Here is a 16,258-nt window from a genome sequence, read left to right on the forward strand (position 1 = left end):
GGGTAACACATGTCTGGTGGATTAGTTACAGCAGCATACATTGTTGCCGCTATTCTGTTTATTTTCAGCCTGGCAGGGCTGTCAAAACACGAAACATCCAAACAAGGTAACTTGTTCGGCATGGCCGGTATGGCTATTGCGCTGGTGGCGACCATCTTCGGGCCTGAAACGGGCAACGTAGTTTGGATTATCGTCGCTATGGTGATTGGTGGTGCCATCGGTATTCACCTTGCCAAGAAAGTTGAAATGACCGAAATGCCGGAGCTGGTGGCGATTCTGCACAGCTTCGTGGGTCTGGCTGCGGTTCTGGTGGGCTTTAACAGCTATCTGGATCATGCACCGGGTCTTGAGCCAGTGATGGAAAACATCCATTTAACCGAAGTGTTCCTCGGTATCTTTATCGGTGCAGTGACCTTCACAGGTTCCATCGTGGCATTTGGCAAACTGCGCGGCAAAATTTCGTCTAAACCGCTGATGTTGCCAAACCGCCATAAGCTGAACCTGGCGGCGTTGGTCGTTTCCTTCGCGATGCTGATCATCTTCGTGCGTACTGAAAGCGTTGGCTTGCAGGTTCTGGCACTGTTGGTGATGACAATTATTGCGCTGGTTGTTGGCTGGCACCTGGTGGCGTCAATCGGTGGTGCAGACATGCCGGTTGTGGTTTCGATGCTGAACTCCTACTCCGGTTGGGCAGCGGCGGCAGCGGGCTTTATGCTCAGCAATGACTTGCTGATTGTTACCGGTGCGTTGGTCGGTTCTTCCGGTGCGATTCTGTCTTACATCATGTGTAAAGCGATGAACCGCTCGTTTATCAGCGTTATCGCCGGGGGCTTTGGCACCGACGGTTCTTCAACAGGTGAAGATGAAGAAGCGGGTGAACACCGTGAAATCACGGCGGAAGACACGGCTGATATGCTGAAAAACTCCACCTCGGTGATCATCACTCCAGGGTACGGCATGGCGGTGGCTCAGGCGCAATATCCAGTGGCTGAAATTACCGAAAAACTGCGTGCACGTGGCATCAAAGTTCGCTTTGGTATCCACCCGGTGGCTGGGCGTTTGCCAGGGCACATGAACGTTCTATTGGCAGAAGCGCGTGTTCCGTATGACGTAGTTCTGGAAATGGACGAAATCAACGATGACTTTGCTGACACTGACACCGTTCTGGTTATTGGCGCGAATGACACCGTAAACCCGGCAGCACTGGAAGATCCTCGCAGCCCAATCGCAGGGATGCCAGTGTTGGAAGTGTGGAAAGCGCAGAACGTTATTGTGTTCAAACGCTCTATGAACACCGGCTACGCTGGCGTTCAGAACCCGCTGTTCTTTAAAGAAAATACTCACATGCTGTTCGGCGATGCCAAGGCCAGCGTGGAAGCAATTCTTAAAGCGCTCTAGTTTTTGCGAGCTGCATTCCAAAACCGCCTCTCGGGGCGGTTTTTTTATGCCTGCTTATCATTCAGATGAATGCAATATTACTTTTAACTGACTGAATCTATGGAAAAATAATGTAGATGAGAGAAGGGGCGAAGAGTAAAGTATCACCGGGTGCTGAAGCTGTTTGCTTCAATGCCAGTGGTGAAAAGCAGGCAGAAAAAAGCCCCGAGTTAGTTAAACCAACCCGAGGCCCTCTCATGCTAGACACCATGATAGTAGCCTCTTCACTTTGTGTTTGCAACGCAGGAGGCGAAGATGTCGTCAAAGAACAGGTTGTTCAGCGTTATCGTTATCTGTTTGACAATTCTCATGATTATTTTTCTGGTGAAAGATTCACTGTGTGAATTTCACTATCGAAAAGGAGGCATTGAGATGGCGGCATTTTTAGCTTGTCACAAGTCGTAATCGTGAAGTTTTGAGGTCAGTGGCGGGAAGGATAATTTCCCGCCACACATGAATGTCTGGTATGAGATTCAGCACGCCACCCAACAAAAAGCCCGTTCATTAATTTGAACGGGCTTTTCTTTACCGATTGAGCGACAAATCAATCGTCTTCTTCGTCATCCAGCTCTACAGGTGTTTGATACTCATCGGGTTTGATGACCAGCAAATCACAGCGCAAATGGTCGATAACTTGTTCGGCAGTATTGCCGAGGAATGCCGCAGAAAGCCCGGTTCGGCCTACAGTTCCGAGCACCACGATACCGGCTTGCAAATGCTCGGCGAGGTCAGGGATCACTTCTTCCGGCAACCCTTTCTCAACGTGAGTCATTTTCTCGTCAATACTGAATTTCTGACGCAACGCTTTCATCGCAACCAAATGCTGGCCGCGAATGGCATCGTTATAAACGCTTGGGTCAAAATCTGGCAGTTCGATGGCGATGTTAATCGGGGTAATTGGGTAAGCGCCAACGAGGTGGACTTCAGTGTGGTTAACATCGTCGGCCAGGCGAAGCGTCTCTTTAACCAGCTTTTCATTCAGCGCGTTATGGTACTCTTCTTCACTTGCGAGGTTAACGGCGACAACGGCTCGGCCACCTTCAGGCCATGGTTTTTCGTTAACCATCCATACCGGGCACGGGCATTTACGCAGCAGGTGCCAGTCCGTTGGAGTGAAAATAACCGCTTCCAGTTTGTCGTGCTGATGCGTCATTTTGAGCACTAAATCGTGCCCGCCGCTAATCACTTCCTGAATAATCGCCTCGAACGGGCGGTTATGCCAAACCACTTTAATCTCAATCGGGACGCCCGAATCGATGTAATACTGGGCTTGTTCTTTAATCCAGGCCGCACGTTGGCTAATCACGCCTTTGCGCATAGCAGTACGTTCATCTGGTGACAGAAGGGTGGTCATTTCGTAGGAAAAATCATAGATAGGCAGAAAGGCTTTGATCCTGCCACCAATCCGTTGATGCAAATACACCGCGCGCCGCAGGGCGGGTTGATCGTCCTGATTAGGATCTATTGCAACTAGCATGTTTTGATAGTTTGCCATACAGGTCTCCTTACAACTGCTTAACCACAGTCTGTTTAGTAAGATTAACCCATATGTGCTGAATGAAACAGGTGATAAGCCATTGCCGGATCAATAAATGAATAAAATTTAGCGATCCGGCTTTGGTCAGTATGAATCAGGCGACGTTACGCGATTGACCGGCAAGCTGTGCCAGAATATCGATATTTTCGATAGTAATGTACTTACCTTTCACCGCCAGCATGCCACTTTTCTGGAAACGGCCCAGCAAACGGCTGATAGTCTCGACAGTCAGACCCAGATAGTTACCGATATCGCCACGGGTCATGGTCAGGCGGAACTCGCGAGGCGAGAAACCGCGCTGCGCAAAGCGGCGTGAAAGATTATAGATAAACGCGGCCAGACGCTCTTCTGCATTCTTTTTGGAAAGCAGCAGAATCATATCCTGATCGCCCTTAATTTCGCCGCTCATCAAACGCATCATCTGCTGGCGCAGGTTAGGCATTTTCCCGGACAAATCATCAAGCGTTTCGAATGGGATTTCGCAGACCATGGATGTTTCCAGCGCTTGCGCGAAACTTGGGTGCATCCCGGTGCCGATAGCATCAAAGCCCACCAAATCACCCGCTAAATGGAAACCGGTAATTTGCTCATCACCTTGCTCGGTAATGGTGTAGCTTTTAATGGTCCCTGAACGGATAGCGTACAGCGACTTCAGCTCATCACCTGCCTTAAACAGGGTTTGTCCCTTCTGAATAGGCTTTTTACGCTCGATAATATTATCAAGCTGATCAAGCTCATGCTCGTTGAGCGTGAAGGGGATGCATAACTGGCTGATGCTGCAATCCTGGCAATGGATTGCACAGCCGCCAGACTGAATGCGTCGAATAATTCGCTTTTCAGGGATCATAGATATGCTCGGCGTTATTGATATTGGTCAATTTTAACATCTTTTTCTTGAGCACGTAAGTATGATGAATGCCCATTCAGAATTTAACAATCAATAAAGCCAGGGTTATAGAGCTATCCTATTGAAATTATTGGAACTATATATTAATGCGTATTATTCTTTGAAGAATTAAGAACAATATTCTGCAGTCATGCTTCTACAACAGCAAATATCCTTCATGGCGCAATAACCATTCTTTACGACTCACGCCACCTGCATAACCCGTCATCGTGCCATTACGGCCAATCACGCGATGGCATGGAACCACCACGCTCACCGGGTTTGAACCATTTGCTGCACCGACTGCACGAGCCGCGCCCGGCCTGCCTAGTTGGTCCGCTAATTGCCCGTAATGCATGACTTGCCCGCAAGGGATGGTGCGCAACGTTTGCCACACTTCTCGCTGAAATGCCGTTCCCGCCGTCGCCGTCGGGAGCGTTTCAATCACCGCTAAATCACCCTCAAAATAATCGCGCAGCTTGTCGCTTAACCCATCCGGATTCGCACAAGCCACGCGCTGATAGCCGCTGACACCGTAATGAAGACCGAGCAATTGCACCATTCTGTCGCTATGTTCTTCCCATTCCACCGCTCGCAAATGGTACTGCTCGTCGCAAATGACCCACAGCGGCCCTAATGGTGTAACGATCTTATCTTCCAGCAATGTCAGCATTGATTGTTCGCTCCGGTTAATTAGAGATGCGGGTAAACTCCCGGCCCAATGGGCAAGCCAACAAGATACCACGCCACCAATAGCAGCAACCAGACACCCAAAAAGATGAGGGGGTAAGGTAATACTAAAGAGTAATAAGTCCCTAATTTGGCATCGGGTTTATAGCGTTGTAGGAAGCCTAAGAATAATGGAATAAACGGCGAAACCGGCGCCAGCGGGATAACGGAAGAATCCGCCACGCGGAACAGGATTTGTGCGAACGCCGGATGGAAACCCAGCAGCATAAACATCGGCACGAAAATCGGTGCCAGAATCGACCAGATTGCCGAACCGCTGGCGATAAACATGCACAGGAATGACGAGAGCAACGCCAGGCCCAGAAACGCCGGAATACCGTTTAGCCCGGATCCCTCCAGCACGTCGGTCAGCCCGACCGCCATAAACTTGCCCATATTGCTCCAGTTGAACATCGCTACAAATTGCGCCAACGGGAACACCATCACGATAAAACCGGCCATCTCTTTCATCGGCTCAATCATGAGCTGCGGCAAATCAGCCTGTTTACGGATTTTTCCGGTCGCAATACCATAGGCCAGAGAGATGACGAAGAAGAACAGAATAATCAGCGGCACAATTCCGCTAATAAATGGCGACGGGATAATCGTGCCTTTCACCGGGTCACGCAGCAGGCTGTTTTCCGGGATTAAAAGCAGGGCGATAACCGCAATAAACAGCAGCGACACAATCCCGGTAACGCGCAATCCAAAGCGTTGAACATCATCCAACTGTTGCAATTTTTCTTTGTTTTCGCCTTGCCACGTTCCCAGGCGCGGCTCGACGATTTTATCGGTAATCAGGCCACCGACAATCGACAGCACAATCACCGAGGTCGCCATAAAATACCAGTTATCAATCACGCTAACGTGCATCGCGGGATCGATAGTGTGCGCCGCTTCGGTGCTGATACCCGAAAGCAGAACATCGGTCGTCACAATCAGTAAATTCGCGGTAAACCCACAGCCCACCCCCGCAATCGCCGCCAGCAAACCGGCAACCGGATGGCGGCCCACGGCCAGGAAAATCAGGGCCCCCATCGGCGGCATAATCACCAGTGCCGCATCCGAAGAAATATGGCTGAAGAAGGCGATAAACAGCACCATATAACTGGCATAACGAGCACTTACGTGGGACGCCATTTTCACCATCAAACTCGGTAGCAACCCCACGCGTTCCGCCAGACCCGCACCTAAAACCAGCGCCAGAATTGCCCCTAACGGCGCAAACCCACTGAAGTTCTTAATCACGTTTGGCAAAAACCAGTGCACACCCTCGGCGCTCAACAAGTTTTTGACCTGCACCAGGCTCCCGTCAGCGGGGTTACGAACACTGACGTTGAACGCAGAAAGCACGGCGGTACTCACGGATAAAACAACAATCAAATAAACAAACAGCAAAAATGGATGGGGCACTTTATTGCCAATTTTCTCGACAAGGCCATACAGCTTGCCAGAGCCGGAGTGCGTGGGTATGGAGGACATACTCATGGGCTTACCTCGGGTGAAGTTGCGATATTGTGTTTTATATAATTATTTTAAAGGTGACGGTGTCACGCCTTCTGGGATCGGACACTGATAAGGGCGCTCGGCGAGTTGTGCGTGCAACTCGCTTTGGCAGGCTTTCAGCGTCTGTGGATTTATAAACAATTGCAGAGCCGTTGCGGCCATCACTTTGCCCGCATGTAACATCCCTTTATGGGCAATCGACGTGCGTCCCTGACTCACTAATTGCCAGGTGTGCAGCGGGGTGCCGACGGTAAAGCACGGGCTAAAGCATTGTGCGACGGGCACCTTCCAACTCACATCACCGACATCCGTAGAACCCGGCAAAATTTTGTCATTTGGGGCATAGGGCGCAATTTCGTTAATCAACAACGTTTCACGATGGCGACGAGCAAAGGCTTTTCCCTCTTCATTGGAGGTATTAGCAATATTATTTAAGCTGTTTTGCAGGTCATTTTCGGTCAACGTCGCGCGAATTTGTTTGGCGAATGCCAGTTCTTCTTCGCTCCATTGTGGCAAGCCCAGTGCTTGTAAAGCCTCGTACATCACGCTTTCAAGCTGGCGGTTGGGCAGATAATTGGAACAGGCTTTATCAAAACGCACTTTCACCGAGGTTTCGGTCATCAGCGCGGCACCCTCGGCGATTTTATTGATGCGCTCATAAATATGCTGCGCCTGAGCCATTTCCGGGGCGCGAATCAAATACAACACTTCGGCCTGCGCCTGCACCACATTTGGCGAAATCCCGCCGGTGTTGGTGATGGCATAATGCACGCGAGCTTTTTCGATGATGTGCTCGTTGAGGAAGTTCGTCCCGGTGGTCATCAGCGTTACCGCATCTAATGCGCTACGCCCGAGATGCGGAGAATTTGCGGCATGTGCCGCAATTCCGTGAAAGCGATACGCCACCTGAATGTTCGCCAGTGAACTGGTGCTGAACATCCCGGCATAGGCTTCCGGGTGCCAGGTTACGGAGGCGTCAACATCGTCAAATAACCCTTCGCGTACCATAAACGTTTTGCCGGAACCGCCTTCCTCGCCAGGGCAGCCGTAAAATCGTACCGTTCCGCCAGCGCCGTATTGTTCAAGCCAGTTCTTCACCGCTACCGCGCCTGCAAAGGCCGCCGTACCCAGCAAATTGTGACCGCAGCCGTGGCCGTTCGCATCTTCAACCAACGGGTTGGGCGAGGCTTCGCCCGAACACTGACTTAATCCCGCCAGCGCGTCGTATTCGCCGAGCAGGGCGATAACCGGTTTACCGGAACCAAAACTTGCCACAAATGCGGTTTCGATATTCCCTGCGTTACGCTCGACGCTAAAACCTTCGGCTTCCAGCGCGCAGGCCAGGCGTTCAGCCGACCAGTGCTCTTCAAAACGAGTTTCCGGGTGATCCCAGATATCATCGGCAATCGCGGTAAACTCGCCACGTTTTGCTTCAATCGCATCATCGACAAACTGATAAATCGAACTCATCACACACCTCTCTGCCACGGGAAATTAAGTGCGAGGCGTGCCATGGTGCTGACGGCAACTTCCATCACTTTTTCATCAAAATCAAACTTCTCATTGTGATGTCCGGCGCTCAATTCGGTGCCGAACACCATGTAAGAGGCTTTGCCGCCTTGCTCCTGCACACGCGCCATCATGAGCGTCGCATCCTCAGAACCGGCTGCGCCTTTAACGGTGTCGACCACTTCGTTTACGCCGTTCACCTCTAACGCCTGTTGGTGGATAAACGCCACCCATTCTGGCGATGGCACGCTGCTGGTCGCCGCACCCATTAACTTCACGTCAGCTTCGATGCCATACATCGTTGCCGTGCCGCGAATAATTTCCTGTGCCCGGTCAAAGACATAGTCATTGATTGCGCTGGTTTCGCCGCGGGTTTCTACTTTCAATAACGCCTGTGCAGGCACCACGTTGCGCCCGCTGCCCGCCTGCAAAACGCCGACGTTAACGCGTGATGCGCCCGCACTGTGCGGCGCGATGCTGTGCAAAGCCAATGCGGTTTGCGCGGCGGCGAGCAGGGCGTTACGGCCTTCTTCCGGCTTGCCGCCCGCATGTGCCGCGACACCGGTAAATTCCACATCAAACTTGGTGGTTGCCATAAAGTTATCGCTGCCGCACACCACGGTGCCGGAAGGGATGCCAGTGCCGATGTGGATCGCCGTAAAGTAGTCGATGTTATCAAGCGCACCGGCTGCCACCATGGCGCGAGCGCCGCGTGTGCCTTCTTCGGCGGGCTGGAAAATGAGTTTGATGGTGCCGTTTAACTGGCTGGAAAACTGTTGCAATACCGAGGCTAACCCGAGGCCAATCGCCGTGTGTCCGTCATGGCCGCAAGCGTGCATCATTCCGGCATTACACGAAGCAAAACCTTCGGCAAACGGGCGGTGCGCAGGCTTGAGCATCTCGCCTAAATCCAGTGCGTCCATATCCACGCGAAACGCGAGAGTGGGGCCGGGGCGACCCGTTTCCAAAGTGGCGACAATTCCTGTAAATCCGCCGGAAAAATGGTGTAGCCATTGCGGCAATGCGCCTTGCTCCAGTGCACGTTGTTCTTCACGCGCCAGCACTTCTGCCGCTGGCAGCCCCATGCGCGCCGCGTCGTCTACTACTTCACGGCCTAACGCCAGCTGATAACCTAATTGATGTAGTGTCTCAGCCACCAGCGTGGCGGTGCGAAACTCGAGCCAGCCCGATTCGGCAAAATGGTGAAAATCACGCCGCCAGTGCTGCATGCGCGGAGCCAGTTCATGTACTGCCAGTTCTAATTGCGACATAACCCATCCTGTATAAGCATCTTCTGTGATCAACTTCACGCTGTGATAGTTTTTACTTATCGCTCAGCGATATTTGGTAGTTTTCGCCGTCATGGGATTACCCTGGCACAAGAGTTTGAATTACAGTAGATGCTAAATTCTTTCGGCTGATAGCTAATGGTTATCAGGAGGCAATGTGACCTTCCAGGTTAAGCTCCATCAAATCCGCGCGTTCGTGGCGGTGACGCAAAATGGCAGCATTCGCGGAGCCAGCCGGGCGTTAAATATTTCGCAGCCCGCGCTCACCAAAGCGATAAAAGAATTAGAAGAAGGGATGGCGGCGCGGCTGTTCATTCGGCGCAGCCAGGGCGTGGCGTTGACCGAATGCGGTGAAAGTTTTTACTCCCACGCACGCTTGATTCTTGAAGAGTTACGCGCTGCTCAGGAAGATATTTTGCAGCGTCAGGGGCAACTGGCCGGGCAAATCAATATCGGTTTGGGGGCGAGTGTTTCCCGCACATTAATGCCGCCGGTTATCACTGCGTTTCATCAAAAACACCCGCAAGTGAAAGTGCGCATTATGGAAGGGCAACTGGTGTCGATGATCAACTCCCTGCGCCAGGGCGAACTGGATTTCACCATCAACACCTATTATCAGGGGCCATACGACCAGGAATTTACCTTTGAACGGCTGTTTGAAAAACCGTTCGCCATCTTTGGTCGTGAAGATCACCCGGCAATTAACGCCACATCAATAAAAGAACTGCTGCACTACAACTGGACGCTACCCACGCCACGCGGCAGTTATTACAAACAACTGGAAGAGTTATTCCATAAGCGTTCAGAAATTCCCAATGTCAGCGTATTCTGCGAAACCTTTTCGGCCTGCATCAGCCTGGTGGCACAAAGTGATTTCCTCAGTATTTTGCCCGCAGAACTCGGCCACGATCCGTTATTGGCGCACAGACTCAAACAAATCAAAGTCGTCGAAACGCTACCGAATGCCACTTACTATTTGATTCAGCGGCGTGATGTTACCCAGGCACCGTTAACCACTGCGCTTATCAATCAGTTTCGTCGCGAATGCCGTTGAGCCACGGCACATCGGCGGCTATAGTGACTCCTGAATAAAGCCTGGAGGATTTTGCTCATGAACCTTGACGAAAAATCGCTGTTTCTCGACGCGATGGAAGACGTGAAACCGCTGAAAGATTGCAACCGCAGCCAGTGGTTAAAACCGGTCAAAGAGAAGGTGGTGCAAAAGCCCGACACGCTGCAGTTAGATAACTTTCTCACCACCGGTTTTCTGGAAATTATTCCGCTCGCCGCACCGCTGGAATTTAAGCGTGAAGGGCTACAAACCGGCGTGCTGGATAAACTGCGACACGGAAAATACAAACAGGAAGCGAGCCTGAACCTGATTCGCCAGCCCGTTGAAAAGTGCCGTCAGATGCTTTTTGCCTATATTCAGGAAGCCAAAAAAGATGGTTTGCGTAATTTGCTGATCGTTCATGGCAAAGGGCGCGACGATGAATCTCATGCCAATATTGTGCGCAGTTACGTCGCCCGCTGGCTGGTGGAATTTGAAGACGTGCAGGCGTTTTGCAGCGCCATGCCGCATCACGGCGGCAGCGGGGCGTGTTATGTGGCGCTCAAAAAATCCGAACAGGCGAAAGCCGAGAACTGGGAACGCCACGCCAAACGCAGCCGTTGAGCTGCTTTCAGCTAATCAGCTTTCAACTAATCTGATTTTAACAACAACGACAACTCTTCTGCCGCTTTCAATAATTCCGGCAACACGCGGCTGCGCAACTCCTGCGCGGAAACTTGCCCGGCGTGAACACCAACGTTTAACGCCGCAACCACTGCGCCTTCAGGGTTAACCAACGGCACCGCAATTGATCGCAATCCCATCTCCAGTTCCTGATCGTTAAGCGCGTAGCCTTGCTGGCGCACGCGTTTTAACTCCTCACGAAGTTTACTCACCGAATCCACCGTCTGCGGCGTGTAGCGAATCATCGTAATGCGCGCCAGGAAATCATTGAGCTGTTCTTCCGGCAAATAACTCAGCAACACGCGCCCCATCGACGTTGACCATGCGGGCAAGCGGCTGCCGATATCCAAATCAATCGTCATGATGCGCGAGCTGGAAGCGCGGGCGATATACAGAATATCGTCGCCATCCAGCGTAGCAATCGAGCAGGATTCATTGAGCATTTCGCTCAAATGTTTCAGCACCGGTTGCGTCGATTTTGCCAGCGGTGTGGACGCCAGATAAGCGTGGCCGAGAGATAAAATTCGTGGACGCAACTGGTAGTTTTTACCGTCATCCGCGTAAACAAAACCCAGCTTGCTGAGCGTGTACAAACAACGGCGCACCGCCGCGCGAGGAATGCCCGTTTTCTGGCTGATTTGTGAAATAGAAAGCTGACGGCGCTGGGGGGTAAACGCCTGAATCACCTCCAGGCCACGCGCCAGAGACGCCATAAAATTGGGGTCGCCTTTGAACGGATCCACTTCACCCGCTTGTTCATCATGTTGAATTTCCATTCTGTTTTCCTCAAATTTTCGCCGTTGATCACACTCTGAAAACAAAGATACATGATGTTCGATAATCGCACCACATTTCGATTATCGCCCTTGACCAGCTTCGTTAAGCGAGTCACATTTTGTTCAAGAAACGCAATCTTGTGCGAATAACGCACCCCAGGGAGAACCGTGATGATCAACAAAACTGTGGCGTCGCTCGAAGAAGCCGTCGCCGGAATTTTCGACGGAGCCACCATTATGATTGGTGGTTTTGGCACCGCCGGGCAGCCCACCCATCTGATTGATGCCCTGATAGAACAGGGCGCACGCGACCTGACGATTATCAACAACAACGCAGGCAATGGCGAAGTGGGGCTGGCGGCACTATTAAAAGCCGGGCGCGTGCGCAAAATGGTGTGTTCCTTCCCACGCCAGGTGGACTCACAGATTTTTGATGACTTATACCGTCGCGGAAAAGTCGAGCTGGAACTGGTGCCACAAGGCAACCTGGCCGCGCGTATTCAGGCGGCAGGTTCGGGCTTAGGTGCGGTGTTTACGCCAACCGGTTTTGGAACGCCGCTCGCAGAAGGTAAAGAAACCCGTGAAATCGATGGCCGCCAGTACGTGCTCGAATACCCGCTAAAAGCTGATTTCGCCTTAATCAAAGCTTATGAAGGCGACCGCTGGGGCAATCTTGTCTACCGCAAAGCGGCGCGTAACTTTGGGCCAATCATGGCGACAGCCGCCACCGTCACCATCGCGGAAGTCAGCCGAATTGTGCCGTTGGGTGAACTTGACCCGGAAAACATCATCACCCCCGGAATTTTCGTTAAACGCCTGGTCGCCGTCGAAAACTCGCTGGCGCAAAGCGCATAAGGAGCTGGAAATGAAAAAACTCACTCGTGATGAAATGGCGCAGCGCGTGGCGCGTGATATTCCCGAAGGCGCTTACGTGAACCTCGGCATCGGCCTGCCGACGCGCATTGCCAACTACCTTCCGGCGGATAAAGAAATCTTCCTGCACAGCGAAAACGGCCTGTTAGGCATGGGGCCAAAGCCGGCTGAAGGCGAAGAAGATCCCGAACTGATCAACGCCGGAAAAGAATTCGTCACACTGCTGACCGGCGGCTGCTATTTCCACCACGGTGACTCGTTCGCCATGATGCGCGGCGGCCATCTCGATATCTGCGTCCTGGGCGCTTATCAGGTTTCAGCGCAGGGCGACCTGGCAAACTGGAGCACTGGCGCAGCGGATGCGATTCCCGCCGTCGGCGGGGCGATGGACTTAGCCATTGGCGCCCGCCAGGTATTCGTGATGATGGATCATTTGACCCGCGACGGCGAATGCAAACTGGTGGAAAGCTGTTCCTATCCGCTCACCGGAATTGGCTGCGTCAGCCGCATCTACACCGACCTCGCGGTGATTGATATCACCGACAAAGGCCCGGTGGTGCGTGAAATCTTCAACGGCCTCTCTTTTGAAGAATTACAACGTATTACCCCGGTCACATTAGGCTTCGAACAACTGGCAGAAAGCGCATAAGGAACTATGATGAATCAAGCATTTATCTGTGATGGAGTGCGTACTCCATTCGGTCGTTTTGCTGGCACGCTGTCATCGGTTCGTAGCGATGATTTGGCGGCACTGCCGTTGAAAGCGTTGATGGAACGCCACCCGAATCTGGACTGGTCTGCGGTAGACGATGTGATTTATGGCTGCGCCAACCAGGCGGGGGAAGACAACCGCAACGTGGCGCGTATGGCGCTGTTATTGGCCGGATTACCGGAAACCGTGCCGGGCAGCACCATCAACCGTTTATGTGGTTCCAGCCTTGATGCGCTGGGCGTTGCAGCTCGAGCGATTAAAAGCGGTGAAACGCATTTGATGATTGCGGGCGGCGTGGAAAGCATGTCGCGCGCGCCATTTGTGATGGGCAAAGCGGAAAGCGCATTTAGTCGTAGCATGAAAATGGAAGACACCACCATCGGCTGGCGGTTTATCAACCCGCTGATGAAAGCGCAATACGGCGTTGATGCGATGCCGGAAACCGCCGAAAACGTGGCGACCGACTTCAACATCAACCGCGCAGATCAAGATGCATTCGCGCTCCGCAGCCAGTTGCGCACCGCTCGCGCTCAGGAAACAGGGATTTTCGACGACGAACTGATCCCGGTTTCCATCAATCAGCGAAAAGGCGAAGCGTTGCTGTTTAACCGCGACGAACATCCACGTTCCACCTCGCTTGAGGCGCTGGCTAAACTTAAAGGCGTGGTGCGCGCAGACGGCACCGTAACCGCCGGAAATGCCTCGGGCGTGAACGACGGCGCGTGTGCATTGTTGCTCGCCAGCGAACAGGCGCTGAATACCCACGGCTTGCAGCCGCTGGCGCGGGTGATTGGTGTGGCAACCGCAGGCGTTGCGCCACGAATTATGGGCTTTGGCCCGGCTCCGGCGGTGCGCAAAGTGCTGGCGCAAACCGGTTTAACGCTGGCGCAAATGGATGTGATTGAATTAAACGAAGCCTTCGCCGCTCAGGCGCTGGCGGTAATGCGCGATTTGGGCCTGCCGGATGACGCGGAACATGTGAATCCGAACGGTGGCGCAATTGCGCTGGGCCATCCGCTTGGCGCATCGGGCGGGCGTCTGGCGATGACCGCCGCGTATCAACTCAAGCGCAGCGGCGGGCGTTACGCGCTATGTACGATGTGTATTGGTGTCGGTCAGGGGATTGCACTGATTATCGAACGTGTTTAAGGAGCAGGCATGACACTGTTTACCCCGATGTTGCGCAACTCGCCATTAAGCGAAATTTTTAGCGATGAGAACACGTTACAAGGGATGCTGGATTTTGAAGCGGCACTGGCGCGGGCTTGTGCGCTTTGTGGCGTGATCCCTGAGTCGGCGGTTGAAGTGATTTCCGCCCAGTGTCAGGCCGATAAACTTGATTCGCAGGCACTGGCACAAGCGGCGGCGGGCGCGGGGAATCTGGCCATCCCGCTGGTGAAACAGCTCACCGCCAACGTCAAACTCCAGGATGAACAAGCGGCGCGTTATGTTCACTGGGGCGCAACCAGCCAGGACGTGATTGATACCGGCCTGGTTTTACAACTGCGCGAAGCATTCTCAGCCACGGAAGACATTCTCGAACCACTGATCGGCGCTTTAACCGAACAAATTCAACAGCATCAGCACAGCGTCATGGCGGGCCGCACCTGGATGCAGCACGCATTGCCGATTACCTTCGGCCTGAAACTGGCCGGAACGCTCGACGCGCTATTGCGCTGGCAGCAACGCTTAAATGAAATCAAACCGCGTGTTTTAACGCTGCAATTTGGCGGTGCCGCGGGCACGCTGGCGTCGCTTAAAGAGCAGGGCATTCCGGTGGCGCAGGCGCTGGCAAACGCGCTGGATCTTCATCAATCAGACACGCCCTGGCACAGCCAGCGTGACCGATTACTGGAAGCCGCCGCCTGGTTTGCCGGAATGGCGAGCACGCTCGGGAAATTCGCCGGTGACTTTGCGTTACTGATGCAAACCGAAGTTGCCGAAGTGGGCGAGCCGATTGCCGAAGGGCGCGGCGGTTCCTCGACCATGCCGCACAAACGTAATCCGGTAAGCTGTGCGGCAATTTTAACGGCGACCAGCCGTATTCCAGGCCTGATGGCAACGATGTACGCCAGCCAAAACCAGCAGCATGAAAGGGCACTTGGCGGCTGGCAGGCAGAATGGGAAGTGCTGCCGCAACTGATTACGCTGGCTGGCGGCGTGATGCAAACCACGTTGGATTTGCTCAACGGCATGCAGGTCAACAGCGCAAAAATGCGCGCCAATCTGGATATCACTCACGGCCTGATTATGGCTGAGTCGGTCACTCTCGCGCTGGCGCAGTTTATTGGCAAGCAACCTGCGCATCACTTAGTGGAACAGCTTTGCCACCGCGCGCTGGATGAAAACCAGCCGCTTGCGGCATTGCTCGCAGAAAATCCGCAAGTGACTCCTTATCTTTCTTCAAAAGAAATCGAACATTTGCTCGACCCGCAGCAGGCGCTCGGCAGTAACGATACCTTTATCAGCCAGGTTCTGGCGCGGGCGGCACAACAAACCAGGAGGGTAAAATGAGCCTTTATTATCAACTGGAAGGGCGAGTCGGCGCACCGGTGGTGGTGTTGTCAAATTCACTCGGCACCACATTTGAAATGTGGCAGCCGCAAATGGCGGCACTATTAGAGAACTTCCGCGTGCTGCGTTACGACACCCACGGCCACGGGCGCACCAGCAAAAACGACAAAACAACACTGCCGCAACTGGCGGAAGACGTGATCGGCGTGATGGATGACGCAGGCATTAAACAGGCGCATTTCTGCGGGATTTCCATGGGCGGGCTGACGGGTTTGTGGCTGGCTCGATTTGCGCCAGAGCGTTTTCTTTCCGTCACCGTCGCCAATAGCGCGGCGAAAGTGGGCGAACAAAGCGGCTGGCTGGAACGGGCGCGAAACGTCCGTCAGGACGGCATGGCCGCCATCGCCAACAGTGCGCCGCAGCGCTGGTTTACCGAAGATTATGTCAAATACCATCACGCGCAAGTTGATGCCATTTGCGAAACATTAGCGGGCGTTAACGCCGAAGGTTACGCGGCCTGTTGCGAAGCCTTAGCCGCAGCGGATTTACGCGCAGAAGTTGGCGAGATTTCCCTGCCGATGCAGTTTATTGCCGGTATTCACGACCCGGTTTGCAGCGTCGCCGACAGTGAATTTTTGCATCAGCAAGTCCACGGCTCGCATCTCGTCACGCTTGAAGCGTCGCACCTTTCCAACATTGAAGACGCCCACGGTTTCAATGTGGCGCTGCTTAACTTTATTCAACAGGACGATTGA

17 protein-coding genes are annotated in these 16,258 nt (G+C 53.1%); 10 read left to right on the top strand and 7 right to left on the bottom strand.

The window, feature by feature from the left end; all coding sequences use genetic code 11:
• Window positions 1-9: 9 nt before the first annotated feature.
• From pntB to D6029_RS05155, 3 genes are all read left to right on the top strand, one after another.
• Complete coding sequence (gene pntB, locus D6029_RS05150; RefSeq protein ID WP_120063721.1) at window positions 10-1,398, top strand: Re/Si-specific NAD(P)(+) transhydrogenase subunit beta; 1,389 nt, start codon at window positions 10-12, stop codon at window positions 1,396-1,398.
• A gap of 116 nt (window positions 1,399-1,514) precedes the next feature.
• Window positions 1,515-1,781 (top strand): hypothetical protein, encoded by a 267-nt coding sequence (locus D6029_RS22650; RefSeq protein ID WP_244212373.1) that lies wholly within the window; start codon window positions 1,515-1,517, stop codon window positions 1,779-1,781.
• Window positions 1,747-1,842, top strand: a complete 96-nt coding sequence (locus D6029_RS05155; RefSeq protein WP_418230245.1) for a Hok/Gef family protein — start codon at window positions 1,747-1,749, stop codon at window positions 1,840-1,842. The genes D6029_RS22650 and D6029_RS05155 overlap by 35 nt, the downstream gene beginning before the upstream one ends.
• A 139-nt stretch (window positions 1,843-1,981) precedes the next feature.
• Here D6029_RS05155 and uspE read toward each other — a convergent pair whose 3' ends face one another.
• The 6 genes from uspE to D6029_RS05185 form a co-directional block, all read right to left on the bottom strand.
• Window positions 1,982-2,932, bottom strand: coding sequence for a universal stress protein UspE (gene uspE / locus D6029_RS05160; protein ID WP_120063723.1), 951 nt, complete (start codon window positions 2,930-2,932; stop codon window positions 1,982-1,984).
• A 136-nt stretch (window positions 2,933-3,068) separates the two neighbouring features.
• Window positions 3,069-3,821, bottom strand: a complete 753-nt coding sequence (fnr, locus tag D6029_RS05165; RefSeq protein WP_064558073.1) for a fumarate/nitrate reduction transcriptional regulator Fnr — start codon at window positions 3,819-3,821, stop codon at window positions 3,069-3,071.
• A 196-nt stretch (window positions 3,822-4,017) separates the two neighbouring features.
• The gene (ogt, locus tag D6029_RS05170; RefSeq protein WP_120063724.1) at window positions 4,018-4,533 is read right to left on the bottom strand and encodes a methylated-DNA--[protein]-cysteine S-methyltransferase; all 516 of its coding nucleotides are present in this window, start codon (window positions 4,531-4,533) and stop codon (window positions 4,018-4,020) included.
• Window positions 4,534-4,553: 20 nt separating this feature from the next.
• Window positions 4,554-6,077: a p-aminobenzoyl-glutamate transporter gene (gene abgT, locus D6029_RS05175; protein WP_120063725.1), complete on the bottom strand. Its 1,524-nt coding sequence runs from the start codon at window positions 6,075-6,077 to the stop codon at window positions 4,554-4,556.
• Between the two features lie 42 nt (window positions 6,078-6,119).
• Complete coding sequence (locus D6029_RS05180; RefSeq protein WP_120063726.1) at window positions 6,120-7,565, bottom strand: M20 family metallopeptidase; 1,446 nt, start codon at window positions 7,563-7,565, stop codon at window positions 6,120-6,122.
• Window positions 7,565-8,875, bottom strand: coding sequence for a M20 family metallo-hydrolase (locus tag D6029_RS05185; RefSeq protein ID WP_120063727.1), 1,311 nt, complete (start codon window positions 8,873-8,875; stop codon window positions 7,565-7,567). The genes D6029_RS05180 and D6029_RS05185 overlap by 1 nt, the downstream gene beginning before the upstream one ends.
• A gap of 175 nt (window positions 8,876-9,050) precedes the next feature.
• On the opposite strand from D6029_RS05185, the gene D6029_RS05190 reads away from it, so the two are divergent.
• A complete protein-coding gene (locus D6029_RS05190; protein WP_120063728.1) occupies window positions 9,051-9,947 on the top strand; it encodes a LysR family transcriptional regulator in 897 nt (298 codons plus the stop codon).
• A 57-nt stretch (window positions 9,948-10,004) separates the two neighbouring features.
• Window positions 10,005-10,568: a DNA endonuclease SmrA gene (gene smrA, locus D6029_RS05195; RefSeq protein ID WP_120063729.1), complete on the top strand. Its 564-nt coding sequence runs from the start codon at window positions 10,005-10,007 to the stop codon at window positions 10,566-10,568.
• Between the two features lie 26 nt (window positions 10,569-10,594).
• On the opposite strand, the gene D6029_RS05200 is transcribed toward smrA, so the two are convergent.
• Window positions 10,595-11,404 (bottom strand): IclR family transcriptional regulator domain-containing protein, encoded by an 810-nt coding sequence (locus D6029_RS05200; RefSeq protein ID WP_120063730.1) that lies wholly within the window; start codon window positions 11,402-11,404, stop codon window positions 10,595-10,597.
• 171 nt (window positions 11,405-11,575) lie between these two features.
• On the opposite strand from D6029_RS05200, the gene D6029_RS05205 reads away from it, so the two are divergent.
• The 5 genes from D6029_RS05205 to pcaD are packed head-to-tail and all read left to right on the top strand — an operon-like array spanning window position 11,576 to window position 16,258.
• A complete protein-coding gene (locus tag D6029_RS05205; RefSeq protein WP_120063731.1) occupies window positions 11,576-12,259 on the top strand; it encodes a 3-oxoacid CoA-transferase subunit A in 684 nt (227 codons plus the stop codon).
• 10 nt (window positions 12,260-12,269) lie between these two features.
• A complete protein-coding gene (locus D6029_RS05210; protein ID WP_120063732.1) occupies window positions 12,270-12,926 on the top strand; it encodes a 3-oxoacid CoA-transferase subunit B in 657 nt (218 codons plus the stop codon).
• A gap of 9 nt (window positions 12,927-12,935) precedes the next feature.
• The gene (pcaF, locus tag D6029_RS05215) at window positions 12,936-14,138 is read left to right on the top strand and encodes a 3-oxoadipyl-CoA thiolase (RefSeq protein ID WP_120063733.1); all 1,203 of its coding nucleotides are present in this window, start codon (window positions 12,936-12,938) and stop codon (window positions 14,136-14,138) included.
• Window positions 14,139-14,147: 9 nt separating this feature from the next.
• Window positions 14,148-15,503, top strand: a complete 1,356-nt coding sequence (locus D6029_RS05220; RefSeq protein WP_120063734.1) for a 3-carboxy-cis,cis-muconate cycloisomerase — start codon at window positions 14,148-14,150, stop codon at window positions 15,501-15,503.
• Window positions 15,500-16,258 (top strand): 3-oxoadipate enol-lactonase, encoded by a 759-nt coding sequence (pcaD, locus tag D6029_RS05225; protein WP_120063735.1) that lies wholly within the window; start codon window positions 15,500-15,502, stop codon window positions 16,256-16,258. Before D6029_RS05220 ends, pcaD begins: the two co-directional genes overlap by 4 nt.

It is taken from the genome of Buttiauxella izardii, from assembly GCF_003601925.1.
GTDB lineage: Bacteria > Pseudomonadota > Gammaproteobacteria > Enterobacterales > Enterobacteriaceae > Buttiauxella > Buttiauxella izardii.

Coding starts and splice junctions, on each gene's coding strand:
- pcaF (WP_120063733.1), top strand. CDS start 12,936: ATGAATCAAGCATTTATCTGTGATGGAGTGCGTACTCCATTCGGTCGT.
- D6029_RS05185 (WP_120063727.1), bottom strand. CDS start 8,875: ATGTCGCAATTAGAACTGGCAGTACATGAACTGGCTCCGCGCATGCAG.
- pntB (WP_120063721.1), top strand. CDS start 10: ATGTCTGGTGGATTAGTTACAGCAGCATACATTGTTGCCGCTATTCTG.
- D6029_RS22650 (WP_244212373.1), top strand. CDS start 1,515: ATGAGAGAAGGGGCGAAGAGTAAAGTATCACCGGGTGCTGAAGCTGTT.
- D6029_RS05180 (WP_120063726.1), bottom strand. CDS start 7,565: ATGAGTTCGATTTATCAGTTTGTCGATGATGCGATTGAAGCAAAACGT.
- D6029_RS05210 (WP_120063732.1), top strand. CDS start 12,270: ATGAAAAAACTCACTCGTGATGAAATGGCGCAGCGCGTGGCGCGTGAT.
- uspE (WP_120063723.1), bottom strand. CDS start 2,932: ATGGCAAACTATCAAAACATGCTAGTTGCAATAGATCCTAATCAGGAC.
- fnr (WP_064558073.1), bottom strand. CDS start 3,821: ATGATCCCTGAAAAGCGAATTATTCGACGCATTCAGTCTGGCGGCTGT.
- smrA (WP_120063729.1), top strand. CDS start 10,005: ATGAACCTTGACGAAAAATCGCTGTTTCTCGACGCGATGGAAGACGTG.
- D6029_RS05155 (WP_418230245.1), top strand. CDS start 1,747: ATGATTATTTTTCTGGTGAAAGATTCACTGTGTGAATTTCACTATCGA.
- ogt (WP_120063724.1), bottom strand. CDS start 4,533: ATGCTGACATTGCTGGAAGATAAGATCGTTACACCATTAGGGCCGCTG.
- D6029_RS05205 (WP_120063731.1), top strand. CDS start 11,576: ATGATCAACAAAACTGTGGCGTCGCTCGAAGAAGCCGTCGCCGGAATT.
- D6029_RS05200 (WP_120063730.1), bottom strand. CDS start 11,404: ATGGAAATTCAACATGATGAACAAGCGGGTGAAGTGGATCCGTTCAAA.
- D6029_RS05220 (WP_120063734.1), top strand. CDS start 14,148: ATGACACTGTTTACCCCGATGTTGCGCAACTCGCCATTAAGCGAAATT.
- abgT (WP_120063725.1), bottom strand. CDS start 6,077: ATGAGTATGTCCTCCATACCCACGCACTCCGGCTCTGGCAAGCTGTAT.
- pcaD (WP_120063735.1), top strand. CDS start 15,500: ATGAGCCTTTATTATCAACTGGAAGGGCGAGTCGGCGCACCGGTGGTG.